This is a genomic window from Arthrobacter sp. TJ-270, assembly GCF_058269075.1.
In genome coordinates this window covers 340714-353106 of the sequence record NZ_JBZCNB010000002.1, presented here as the reverse complement: position 1 = coordinate 353106, position 12393 = coordinate 340714, and the positions used below count along the sequence as shown (strand labels likewise).

9 protein-coding genes are annotated in these 12393 nt (G+C 67.0%); 4 read left to right on the top strand and 5 right to left on the bottom strand.

Going from position 1 to position 12393, the window contains the following annotated elements:
- Entirely contained in the window at positions 1-1818 is a 1818-nt protein-coding gene (locus tag AC4D2M_RS06280; RefSeq protein WP_490890748.1) for an acetyl/propionyl/methylcrotonyl-CoA carboxylase subunit alpha, read from the top strand.
- On the opposite strand, the gene AC4D2M_RS06275 is transcribed toward AC4D2M_RS06280, so the two are convergent.
- From AC4D2M_RS06275 to AC4D2M_RS06260, 4 genes are all read right to left on the bottom strand, one after another.
- Entirely contained in the window at positions 1815-2840 is a 1026-nt protein-coding gene (locus AC4D2M_RS06275; RefSeq protein ID WP_490890747.1) for a prenyltransferase/squalene oxidase repeat-containing protein, read from the bottom strand. The two genes, AC4D2M_RS06280 and AC4D2M_RS06275, sit on opposite strands and share 4 nt — an antisense overlap.
- A 10-nt stretch (positions 2841-2850) precedes the next feature.
- A complete protein-coding gene (locus AC4D2M_RS06270) occupies positions 2851-3240 on the bottom strand; it encodes a hypothetical protein (protein ID WP_490890746.1) in 390 nt (129 codons plus the stop codon).
- Complete coding sequence (locus AC4D2M_RS06265) at positions 3237-4475, bottom strand: serine/threonine-protein kinase (protein WP_490890745.1); 1239 nt, start codon at positions 4473-4475, stop codon at positions 3237-3239. The genes AC4D2M_RS06270 and AC4D2M_RS06265 overlap by 4 nt, the downstream gene beginning before the upstream one ends.
- A 154-nt stretch (positions 4476-4629) precedes the next feature.
- A complete protein-coding gene (locus AC4D2M_RS06260; protein ID WP_490890744.1) occupies positions 4630-6042 on the bottom strand; it encodes an MFS transporter in 1413 nt (470 codons plus the stop codon).
- Between the two features lie 258 nt (positions 6043-6300).
- On the opposite strand from AC4D2M_RS06260, the gene AC4D2M_RS06255 reads away from it, so the two are divergent.
- The 3 genes from AC4D2M_RS06255 (at position 6301) to AC4D2M_RS06245 (ending at position 11391) form a co-directional block, all read left to right on the top strand.
- The gene (locus AC4D2M_RS06255; protein WP_490890743.1) at positions 6301-7695 is read left to right on the top strand and encodes an MFS transporter; all 1395 of its coding nucleotides are present in this window, start codon (positions 6301-6303) and stop codon (positions 7693-7695) included.
- Positions 7696-7771: 76 nt separating this feature from the next.
- Positions 7772-9862, top strand: coding sequence for a molybdopterin oxidoreductase family protein (locus tag AC4D2M_RS06250; protein WP_490890742.1), 2091 nt, complete (start codon positions 7772-7774; stop codon positions 9860-9862).
- A complete protein-coding gene (locus AC4D2M_RS06245) occupies positions 9859-11391 on the top strand; it encodes an FAD-dependent oxidoreductase (protein ID WP_490890741.1) in 1533 nt (510 codons plus the stop codon). The genes AC4D2M_RS06250 and AC4D2M_RS06245 overlap by 4 nt, the downstream gene beginning before the upstream one ends.
- A 137-nt stretch (positions 11392-11528) precedes the next feature.
- On the opposite strand, the gene AC4D2M_RS06240 is transcribed toward AC4D2M_RS06245, so the two are convergent.
- A complete protein-coding gene (locus tag AC4D2M_RS06240; RefSeq protein WP_490890740.1) occupies positions 11529-12353 on the bottom strand; it encodes an endonuclease domain-containing protein in 825 nt (274 codons plus the stop codon).
- Positions 12354-12393: the final 40 nt, after the last annotated feature.

Here is a 12393-nt window from a genome sequence, read left to right as displayed (position 1 = left end):
ATGAGCGAGTCGATGATGCGCGAGTCGGAGCCAGAATCCGCCGCACCCGTCACCAAAGTCCTGATCGCCAACCGCGGCGAGATCGCAGTTCGTGTGATCCGGGCAGCCCGTGATGAAGGCATCGCCTCGGTTGCCGTTTACGCTGAGCCGGACCGGGACGCTCTGCACGTGCGGCTGGCCGACGAGGCCTTCGCGCTCGAGGGCAGCACCGCGGCGGAGTCCTACCTGGTCATGGACAAGATCCTCGATGCAGCGGCGCGCAGTGGTGCGGACGCCATCCACCCCGGCTACGGTTTCCTCTCCGAGAACGCCCAGTTCGCGCAAAAAGTGCTCGACGCCGGACTCACCTGGATTGGCCCCTCCCCCTCCTCCATCGCGCAGCTCGGTGACAAGGTGCAGGCGCGCCACATCGCCGAGAAGGTCGGTGCTCCCCTGGTCCCCGGCACGAAGGACCCCGTCGGATCAGTACAGGAAGTCCTCGACTTCGCCGATGAGTACGGCCTCCCGCTTGCAATCAAGGCCGCGTACGGCGGCGGCGGACGCGGCATCAAGGTTGTCCGGGACCGCGAGGAGATCGCGGAGGCCTACGAGTCTGCGGTACGTGAGGCAACCGCTGCCTTCGGCCGCGGCGAATGCTTCGTTGAACGATTCCTGGACGCACCCCGCCACGTCGAAACGCAGTGCCTTGCCGACGGGCACGGCAACGTCGTCGTCATCTCCACGCGAGACTGTTCCCTCCAGCGCCGCAACCAGAAACTTGTAGAGGAAGCACCGGCGCCGTTCCTCTCCGAGGACCAGAACACCCGGCTGTATGAGGCATCGAAGGCGATCCTGAAGGAAGCCGGCTACCAGGGCGCCGGCACGTGCGAGTTCCTGGTGGGCCAGGACGGCACCATTTCGTTCCTCGAGGTGAACACGCGCCTGCAGGTTGAGCACCCGGTCTCAGAGGAAGTCACCGGCATCGACCTGGTGCGCGAACAGTTCCGCCTCGCCCGCGGTGAGGAACTCGGTTACACCGATCCCGAGGTCCGCGGCCACTCCTTCGAATTCCGCATCAACGGCGAGGACGCCGGCCGGAACTTCATGCCCGCTCCCGGTACCGTCCGGACCCTGAAGCTGCCCACAGGACCCGGCGTCCGGGTGGACTCCGGCGTTGAGGCCGGCGAGGTCATTGGCGGCAACTTCGATTCGATGCTGGCCAAGCTCATCGTCTCAGGCGCTACGCGCACGCAGGCGCTGGAACGCTCTCGCCGTGCGCTGGCGGAAATGCAGATCGACGGCATGCCGACCGTCCTGCCTTTCCATGCCGCCGTCGTCAGCGACCCGGCCTTCGCGCCCGCGTCGGGGTCTTTCTCGGTGCACACCCGCTGGATCGAAACCGAGTTCGTCAACACCATTGCCCCGTGGACTCCCGACGGCGATGCTGCATCCTCCGTTGAGGACGCCGAGAGCCGTCAGCGCGTGACCGTCGAAGTGGGCGGTAAACGGCTGGAGGTTGTGCTTCCGGCGTCACTTGGAGTCGCGAACGGCAAGTCGACGGGCAAGGGCGGCGGAAAGCCGAAGAAGGTTGCCCGTTCACGCGCCGGTGCGGGCTCTGCTGCCAGTGGTGATGACCTTACCTCGCCCATGCAGGGCACCATCGTTAAGGTCGCCGTCCAGGACGGTGACCAGGTGGCCGAGGGCGACCTCATTGTGGTGCTCGAAGCAATGAAGATGGAACAGCCGCTGACAGCGCACAAGTCGGGCATGCTGTCCGGACTGACCGCGGTGCCGGGCGACACGGTGTCCGCCGGTGCAGTCATCGCGGCGATCAGCTAGGGCCGCCGCTCAGCTCCCGCTGCCGCTTCCCCTTCCGCTTCCCCTCCCGCTGCCGCTGAGTCCCACCAGGTGAGCGCCCGCAAGCAGTGGAACGTCAACCAGGGTGAGGGCTCGCCTGCAGGTACGTCCACCTCGAACCAGACGCGCCCGGGATGCCGGCGCTCCTGGGTCCAGGTACCGTCCGCCTGGCGGGCGGTACGGATGACGTCGATAGCGTCGGCCAGGCGGGGATCCGGTGTGCCGCCGTCGTGCAGGGTGGCGGCCCGGAAATAGTCCACGGCGTTCAGCGCGCTGTAGATCCACCGGAACGGATACGCGAAACGGGTCACCCAGGGAGCTACCGGTTCGCCGGTGGAGAGCCGGTACAGCAGCCGGCGTTCCAGTAGGTACTCCTCTCCCTTGCGGCGGGCGGCACGCAAGGCATCGGAGCCGCCGGTCGTGATCTCGTAGTACAGCAGCCCCTTGAGGACGTTCAGCGTCGAATGGAACGAGGACCGCTTCGAGCCCTCCACCCACTCGCAATTCCAGCCGCCGTCGTCCTGCTGGTAATCAGGGAACCACTGGGCGAGCCTGGAGACATCGGCACCCAGCCAGCTTCCGTTGGCGAGGGTGAAGGCATTGATGCAGCAGTCCACCTCGCCGTCCCAGTAGGGCAGGTTGTCGTATTCCCAGCGGCTGTTCTCGGCCAGCAGTTCAGCTGTTCCGGAGAGCACCCGCGCGTCGACGCCCCACTCCCGGAGGGCGTTCAGCGACCAGGTTGTTGCCGTGTATGGCTGCCCGGTGTCCGGCGCCGCTTCGGGTCCCTCGAAGTCGAAGCCCGCGGGAAAGTACGCGCCGCCTGCCCACTGGCCGTCCGGGTCCTGGTGCGCGAGCAACCGCGATCCGAATCCCTCCGTTGCGACGCTGGAGCGGGTAGCCTCCCATTCCGCCTCCGATGCCCCGGCGAGGTCACGCTGAACCTGCCAGCGCAGCGCGGGGTCGGTGTCCTGCAGCCAGGTCAGCAGGGCCGGGTCTATCTGCATGCTCGACAGGTTACTGCGCTGCATCGACTTCCTCTGACGCATCGACAGGAACGGGCGGCGGGACGAGTTCGTATTCAAAGAGCTCGGGCAGCTCCACTGGGGCAGGAGCCGCGCCGGAACGTAGCAACCGTTCGATGAGCTGCTCCACCCGCTGCAGGATCATCACAGCCCGCTCCCCGGTGATCTGCCCCTCAGACTGTGCCTTCCGCACCCTCGCAGAGAGCGTGTGGGCAGCCGCAACAGCGTCTGCGGTGTCGCCACGGGCAGTCAGGACGGCGATCTCCCGAACCTCGCACTGCAGCTCCTGTGCCACATCGGCAGCAATCGGCGGGGCGGAACACCCGCTGAGCATCAGCACAGCAGTGACAACCAGAGCGCTGAGAGCGGCGCGCAGGCTCACGGCTGCACGCTCTCATACAGGCTGTCGAGCATGGCGCCGGTACTTCCCGGCACAAAGGGCAGAGGCACGGGACCTGGTCCGGTGTTGACGTCAAGGATTATGAGGCCCACGGCCAAAGTCAATCCCACCAGAACGACGACGGCGGCCAGAACACGCGCATGGAACCTCCCCTTTGCTTCGGTTCGATCCTGCGGAGCCGCGGTTCGATCCTGCGGAGCCGCGGTTCGATCCTGCCGAGCCTCGGGACGACGCGTTCCTCCCGCGTCGGGAACCTGGCTCGGTTCGGGCGCCGGCTGCCCGGAAGGCCGTGCCGAGGGAGCCAGTGGCACCCTGAGACGGGCAGCGGTGCGGATGGGCAAGGGAGGTGCCGGCGCCGTCGTTTCTTCGGTGCCGCGTGAGGCAACGGGCGCCAGGGCTGTTGGTCGCTCCAGGGCGTCGAGGCGGCGGACCACCTCCGCTGCGCTGGGGCGGTCGAACGGCTCATCCAGCGTCATGTCCGTGAGCAGTCGGTGCCACCCGGTACCGACCGACTCCGGGATGTGGGGCGGGCGGCTCAACCGCGCGAGCGCGCTCTCCAGGCCGGTACCCGGGAAGGCGGGCTCACCCGTCAGGCATTCGATCAGAACCAGGCCCAGCGCGTAGATATCCGTCGGTGCTCCCACCAGGTCTCCGCGCGCCTGTTCCGGGCTGAAGTACGTGGCCGTGCCGATCAGGCTTCCGGTCGCGGTTACCCTGTTGCTTCCGAAGAACCTGGCGATACCGAAGTCGGTGAGGAGGAAGTCGAAGAGGCCGTCCCCTGGCTCAGTGCAGCGGGTGAGCACATTCGAGGGCTTGATGTCCCGGTGAACAATCCCCCGGCCGTGGATGTACTCCAGCGTGCGGGCGATGTCCCGGCCGGCCGTCGTCGTTCTTTCGACTGAGAGCGGGCCGTCCCGGAGCACCGCTCCGAGGTCGGAGCCCTTGATGTACTCCATGACAAGGTAGGACGGCTCAAGCCTGGCGCATTCGGCGTCCATGTCGAGAACCCGGACCAGACCGGGGTGGTGAAGGGCGGCCAGCATCCTCGCCTCCCCAGAACCGCGCGCCACGCCTTCGGCAGAACCGCGGCGGAACATCTTCACCGCGACATCCCGGTGCAGGCGGGTGTCCCGTGCGCGGTAAACGTCGGCCATACCACCGACGCCGATCACGCGGTCGAGGACGTACCGCCCACTCGCGAGGGTCTCCTGATTCATGCCCATCCGCTCCCGCCAGAAAAGGTAAGCCCATCAGTGATTCTCGCGGACGGTGCCTGCGGAAAACTTGGAAATGCCACGCGGCCTCCGTGGACGCAAAAGGCCCCCGCCTACCCCAGGGGTGGACGGGAGCCTAGTGCTTGAGGGTGCCGGGTCAGGCGATGTTGTTCTCGTAGTCGTTGTCCCGGGTTTCCCGGGAGAGCCACAGCGCAATGAAGGTCAGCACCGCGGCAGCGCTCAGGTAGAGACCGACGAGGAAGGTGCTTCCGTCAGCGGCCTGCCACAGTGCGATCGCAACGAACGACGCCGGCGCCGCCCCGATCACGCTGGACAGGTTGTAGGCCACTGCGGACCCGGTGTAGCGGACGTTGGCGGGGAACAGTTCGGGCAGAATCGCCGCCATCGGCCCGAAGGTGAGGCCCATGAGAATGAAGCCGAGGATCAGCAGCGCCATGGCGCCGACCGTTCCGGCTCCGAAGAGCGGGACCCAGGTCAGGCCGAAGACTGCGATTCCCGCGGTGACCAGGAGCAGCATCTTGCGGCGGCCGAACTTCTCCGCCAGCGGACCGGAGACGATGGTGAAGATACCGAAGAAGACGACGCCGATGATCAGCATCCAGAGGAAGTCACCGCGGCTGATTCCAAGGCCGGGCACAAACGCCGCTGCAGCGTCGGCCGAGAATTCCCTGCCGGCCGCCTCAGCAGCGGTCCGGGCCTGGTCGACGGTGGCCGGAGCGGTGCCGAACGTCAGGGTGAACGAGGTCATCAGGTAGAACAGCACGTAGGTGGCGAACATGATGAACGTGCCGAGGAGCAGCGGGCGCCAGTGGCTGGTGAACACCGAGGCGAGGGGCAGTTTGACGACCTTGCCCTTGTTCAGCACCTGCTGGAAGGAGAAGCTCTCGATGAGCTTCAGGCGGACGTAGAGCCCGACGATCACGAGGATGGCGCTCGCGATGAACGGTACGCGCCAGCCCCAGGCGAGGAAGTCTTCCGCCGACAGCACGGCGTTCAGGAGAACGAACAGCAGGTTGGCGATGATGAAGCCGATCGGCGCGCCGAGCTGCGGGAAGGTTCCGTAGACGGCCCGCTTGCCCTTGGGCGCGTTCTCGGTGGCGAGGAGGGCAGCGCCGCTCCACTCCCCGCCGAGGGCGAGGCCCTGGAAGAAGCGCAGCAGCACCAGGATCGCAGGAGCCGCGAAGGCCCACCCGGGGACCTGTGCGGTGGGCAGCACGCCGATCAGGAAGGTGGCGATACCCATCGTCAGCAGCGAGGCCACCAGGGTGCCCTTGCGCCCGATCCGGTCGCCGAAGTGGCCGAAGACGATCGAGCCGAGTGGCCGGGCGACGAATGCAACGCCGAATACTGCGAAGGACTGCAGCAGCGCCGTGGCAGGGTCGGAGTTGGGGAAGAACAGGGCAGGGAACACCAGCACCGACGCTGTGGCGTAGATGTAGAAGTCGTAGAACTCGATGGTGGTGCCGATGAGGCTCGCGAAGATGACGCGACCCTTGGAGTTCAGCGGCTTTGTAGCCTCCGGCTCCACGGTCGATGATGACGATGACATGGAATTTTTGCTTTCTCGAGAACGGCCGCCGCGAAATCCCGAAAGCCGTGGTATTTAGTGCCTGTCAATATCATCACCGGAGCAGCTGCGTGGGATAACCCGTCCACATAGTGGACACTCTGCTCTGGACGCGTGGCGCCTAACTCGCTCAGGCTCCCGCGGATAGCCGAATGTCACACCGCGTTTACAAACCGGCACCGGAGCCGAAATGCGCCTTTCCTACTGTTGCGGTACTGCCTCTTGAACGAAAGGTTCGCCATGAGCGTTGACCGCGCAGTCTCATCGGAGAAGCCAGCAACACCAGTAGAAGCTACCGGCGCAGCCCTTGTGCACCGTCCGGGCCGCTGGATCGACAACTGGAACCCCGAGGACCATAACCAATGGGAGTCCGGTGGCCGGACCATTGCCCGCCGCAACCTCCAGTGGTCCATCGCGTGCGAGTTCCTCGGGTTCGTGGTGTGGCAGCTCTGGTCCATTGTGGTGGTGTACCTGCCCGCCGCCGGCTTCAACTTCTCCACTTCACAGATCTTCTGGCTCATCTCGATGCCGAGCCTCGTCGGCGCCACCATGCGAATTCCCTACACCTTCATGGTGCCGCGGTTCGGCGGCCGTAACTGGACCATCATCTCGGCGCTCCTGCTGCTGATCCCGTCCATCGGACTGGCACTGGCCGTGAGCAACCCGGAAACTTCGTTCGGTATGCTCCTGCTGATCGCCGCCCTTGCCGGCTTCGGCGGCGGCAACTTCGCCAGCTCGATGGCGAACATCACCTTCTTCTACCCGGTCCGCGAAAAAGGCTGGGCGCTGGGACTGAACGCTGCGGGCGGGAACCTGGGTGCCGCCGTCGCGCAGCTGGTTGTTCCGCTGGTCATTGCAGCGGGTGCAGCCGCCACGCTCAACCTGCCGCTGGCCGGCTGGATCTGGGTGCCGCTGATCCTCGTCGCCGCGTTCGGCGCCTGGAAGTACATGGACAACCTGTCCAGCGCGAAGTCCGACTTCGCCGGGTCCATCGCCGCCCTGCGCGAGCCGCACATGTGGGTCATGGCGTTCCTGTACATAGGAACATTCGGTTCGTTCATCGGTTTCTCCGGCGTCTTCCCGAAGCTGATTCTCGATTCCTTCCCCGAATTCTCCACGATTGCGCTCGGTCCCGCCGCGCTCTCGCTCGCGTTCCTCGGCCCCCTGGTCGGCTCACTCGCACGGCCGTACGGCGGCCGGCTTTCTGACCGGTGGGGCGGTGCACGCATTACGGTGAGCGCCTTTGCCGTCATGGGCCTGATCGCCCTCGCCGTCGTCTGGACACTCCCGCTGGGCAACTTCTGGCTGTTCCTCGGACTGTTCCTGGTGCTCTTCGCGGCAGCCGGTGCCGGCAACGGCTCCACCTACCGCATGATCCCGGTGATCTTCGCCCTCCGCGGCCGGTCCGACGGCGCCATGAGCACCGGTCGCAAGGCGGCGGCTGCACTGGGCTTGATCTCCGCGATCGGCGCCTATGGAGGCTTCGTCATTCCGCAGGTACTCAACGCGTCCAAGGGCGCCACCGGCTCCTATGACGCCGCCTTCTACGGCTTCGTCGCCGCCTACGCGCTGATGCTCGCGGTCACCTGGTTCTTCTACCTGCGACGCAGCACCTCGAGCGTGGGGCACGTCTGACATGTGCGGTTCTCCTTCACGCAGCTCCGCGGGCACCACTGCCACCCACTGCCCCTATTGCGCCCTGCAGTGCGCCATGACGCTCAGCACTTCGGTGCCCGGCGCAGCGTTCGACTCAGCAGCGTTCGACTCAGTGGAGGTGAGCGGCCGGGACTTCCCCACCAACAAGGGTGGCCTGTGCCGCAAGGGGTGGACGTCCGCGGAGCTGCTGAAGCACCCGGACCGGGTGCGTGAACCCCTTCTGAAGAACGACGACGGCGAGCACCGCCCTATCTCGTGGGACCACGCACTTGAGCTCATCCGGGATCGCGTCCTGTCGACGCAGGCGCAGTACGGCGCCGATTCTGTCGGTGTTTTCGGCGGCGGCGGACTCACCAATGAAAAGGCCTACCTGCTCGGCAAGTTCGCTCGCCTGGCCCTGCGAACCTCCCGGATCGACTACAACGGGCGGTTCTGCATGTCCTCGGCGGCTGCGGCGGGGAACAGGGCGTTCGGACTCGACCGGGGCCTGCCCTTCCCGTTGGCGGACCTCGGCTCAGCGCGCACCATCCTCATGCTCGGGTCCAACACCGCGGACACCATGCCGCCGTTCGTGCAGCACCTGCAGGGCGCGCGGGATGCCGGCGGCCTGATCGTCGTCGACCCGCGCCGGTCCGCCACGGCGGATCTCACTTCGGAGGGTCGGGGCAGGCACCTGCAGCCGGCACCGAAGACGGATCTGGCCCTGCTGCTCGGGATCACGCATGTGGTGATCATGGACGGACTCGTGGACTCCGCGTACGTGCGGAACAGGACCCGCGGTTACGACGCCGTCGCCCGCAGCGTGACCCCGTGGTGGCCCGAACGCGTCCAGGCGGTGACGGGCGTGCCGGCGCATCTAATCCGCGAAACGGCGCACCGGTTGGCTGAGCCCGGAGGCACCTACATCCTGACCGGACGCGGCGTCGAGCAGCACGCCAACGGCACCGATACCGCCACCGCCGCCATCAACCTCGCACTCCTCCTCGGCCTGCCCGGAACACCGGGAAGCGGGTACGGCACCCTGACGGGTCAGGGCAACGGGCAGGGCGGACGGGAACACGGGCAGAAAGCGGACCAGCTTCCCGGATACCGCAAAATCACCGATCCCGCGGCCCGCAAGCACGTCGCCGGAGTCTGGGGCGTACCGGAGGAAACCATCCCGGGACCGGGAGTTCCCGCCGTCGAACTTTTGGGCTCCCTCGGTCAGCCCGGAGGGGTGCGCTGCCTGTTTGTGCACGGGGCCAATGTGGTGGTGTCAGCTCCCAACGCGTCGACCGTCCTGACCGGGCTGCGCCACCTCGACTTCCTGGTGGTGTGCGATTTCTTCCTCTCCGAGACCGCCGCGGAGGCAGATCTGGTGCTGCCGGTGCTGCAGTGGGCCGAGGAGGAAGGCACCATGACCAACCTCGAGGGCCGCATCCTGCGACGCCGTGCCGCTGTGGCCCCTCCCCCGGGCGCGCGCAGCGAGCTCTGGATCATGGCTCGGCTTGCTGAGCTGCTGGACGCGCCGTCGTCGTTCCCCGAGGACCCGGAGACGGTCTTCACCGAACTCCGCGCGGCGAGCGCGGGCGGCCTCGCAGACTACTCCGGCGTGGACTACGCCATGCTCGACGACGGTGCCGCCGCCTACTGGCCGTACCCGACCGGCAGCGGGGGCACCCCCCGACTCTTCCTCAACAGCTTCGCCCACCCCGACGGGAAAGCGGTGCTGCACGCGGTGGCGCCGCCGTCGTCGGGTGGTCCTGCTGCTGTTCCCTCTTCCGATGGAATGCTCGCGCTGGCCACCGGGCGGTTGCTGGAGCACTACCAGTCCGGCTCACAGACCCGGCGCGTAGGCGACCTCGCGGCGGCCAGCAGCGACCAGGCACTGCAGATTCATCCCGTGACCGCTGCGGGCCTCGGCATCCTTGACGGCGCCGAGGTTGAGATCAGCAACGAGCGCGGAATCGTGGTGGCCCGGGCGGAGCTTTCAGGCGCCGTGCGGCCCGACACTGTCTTCCTCTCCTTCCACTTCCCTGGGGCAGGCAACGCGAATGTGCTGACCTCCTCGGAGACGGACCCCGTGTCCGGGATGCCCGAATTCAAGACCACGCGGGTGTCGGTGCGCGTGCACCGGCCCGCACAGATTGAGGCGGTGGCCGTATGACTTTTCCCGAGCGCATTGTGGTGGTGGGGTTCGGCCCCGTGGCCGCCCGGTTCATCGATGTCCTTGAGCCTTCCCTGGCATCGGGCGCGGTGAGCCTGACCGTCATCGGGTCCGAACCCGATGCCGCCTACAACCGCGTACTGGTTGCCGACGTGGGCGTCGGGCGGACCTCCCCTGACGCGATTGCGCTCAGCGATGCGCCCCGTCTCGCTTCGCTGGGAGCCGAGGTCCTGCTCGGAACCGGCGTGCGGCGGATTGACCGGGCACGCCAGCAGGTCCAGCTCGACGACGGTACCGTCCGCCCCTACGACCGGCTGGTCCTGGCGACCGGTGCCCGCCCTGTTATCCCCTACCTCGCGGGGTTGAACCCGGATCCGCTGCACCCCACCCTGCCCACCGGCGTCACGGTATTGCGCGACCTGGCCGACGCACGTGCGTTGCGCTCCGTCGTCGAACGCCGGGGTGACGTGGTGATTCTCGGTGGCGGGATCCTCGGCCTTGAAGCAGCGCTCGCCGCGGCGGAGGAGGGTGCGCGGGTCACGGTCGTCCATCACGGCGACTACCCGCTGGCCCGCAACATTGATGACGGCGGCGGCCGCGTGCTCGCTTCCGCGCTCCGTTCCCATGGGGTGCGGCTGGTGTCCGGGGCGAAGGCCGTGGGCCTTGAGCACGACGACGCCGGTACCTTCACCGCCCTGCGCCTCGACGATGGCCGGCTGGTGTCCGGGGACCTGCTGGTGCTCTCCTGCGGCGTCCGGCCGCGGATTGAGCTGGCCGACGGCGCCGGCCTCCCCGTGGACACCGGAATCCTCGTTGGCCATACCCTGCAGGTCCACCACGACGAGTACATTTACGCGATCGGCGACTGCGCCGAGATCCGCTGCACTTCTCCGGGGTGCGCCGACTGCCGGGAGAACACTGCGCCATCCGGCTTGATCGGTCCGGGGTGGAAGCAGGCCGAGTGGCTGGCCAATGCCTTCGCTGCGGACCTGGTGTCGCTTAGCGGCAGCCGGTACGTGGAGGCCGCACTCCCGCCGGTGCTCATGCTGAAGGCACGCGGGCTGGACGCGGTGGTGGCGGGCGATGTGTCCGCCGACCCGTGGGCCTTGCACGAGGACGGCACCGCCGTCGCGCTCTGGGCCGACCCGCAGCAGGGCAGTTACGCGAAGATGGTTACCCGGGACGGGGTCCTGCAGGGCCTGGTCTGTGTCGGGTTGCCGCGCGCCGGGGCGGAACTGGTGCTGCTGTTCGAGAGCGGCGCCGTGCTGCCCGCTGACCGGTCGAGCCTGTTGCGGCTGGACGGGGCGGAAGCGGAGGCGGCGCCGTCGTCGTTGGCTTCCGACCCTGCGGCGATCGTATGCCGGTGCGCCGGGGTGAGCCGGGGCAGCATCGAGCAGGCCGCCGTCGTCGGCTGTTCAAGTGTCCAGGAGGTGTCGGCGTCGACCCGTGCGGGGACCGGGTGCGGCGGCTGCCACTCGGACATCCGGACGATCATCGAGCAGCACTTCCAACAACCCGCGTCCGTCTAGTCCCACGTCCGTCTGGTGGCAGCACCTCCGGGCGGGCTGGTTTCCCCGGGTACTGTCGCCCAAACCGCGTGTCGCGGGCTGACACGCCGCCATACCACCGACGACGCCGGCAGGACTTGGGGAATCCGGCTCGCCTTTCATCGGATAACCCGCCCGGAGAACACCGCACGCACCTGGTCAAGAACCGCCCCGCTGCAAAACATGATGTCTTCGTAGCTGTAGCGCAGTACAAGGTATCCGCCGGCGATGGTTGTGTTGTTCCGCTGAAGATCGCGGCGCAGCGCCCTTCGATCGGAGTGGTACGCGGCCCCGTCGACCTCGACCACCAGGAAGCCCTCCAGCAGGAAGTCGACGCGCCCAACACCGTTGATGAACACCTGGGTCTCGACGTGGAAGCCGGCGCTTCGGAAAAGGATCCGTGCAACAACCTCGATCGCGGAGTCGGCGCAACCCGTCACGAGATTCAGGGCGGCTCTTGCCTTGCCGTTGCGGTCCCCCTGCAGTCGCTCGAGCAGGAAGGACCGCACCGTGTCGCCGCGCCGGAGGGAACACTCCACCATGACGGCCGCCTCCACCGGCGGGAGGCAGTGCAGTGCGTGAACCAGCACGTCAACGACCCCCAGCAGAGGCAGGTACTCGTGTGGTGATACGGAGCGTTCGCGGTGATTCGGGAAACCCCGTCCGTGGCCGTGAAGGCAACTGAGATGAGGGCGAGTTGGCGGATGAAGGGACCACAACCCGTAGTGCTTCGCCGCCGAAGCGCACGTCAGGAGCCCATTATTCATGAGGGCTACCCGGAAATCGTCGGGAGCATCCGGCAGAGCCAATAGCCCGGTTCGAAGACGCACAACTTTCCCGCCGGCCACCTGGTTGGCGATCTGCCTCTTACTGACACCGCGGTCCCGAAGCGTCTGCGTGCGAGCCACCGAGCCAACACTGCGCAGCACTTCGATTGCGTCCACCGTGCCAGTACAGCCGCTGTGTTCAGGCAGCCCTCGACGA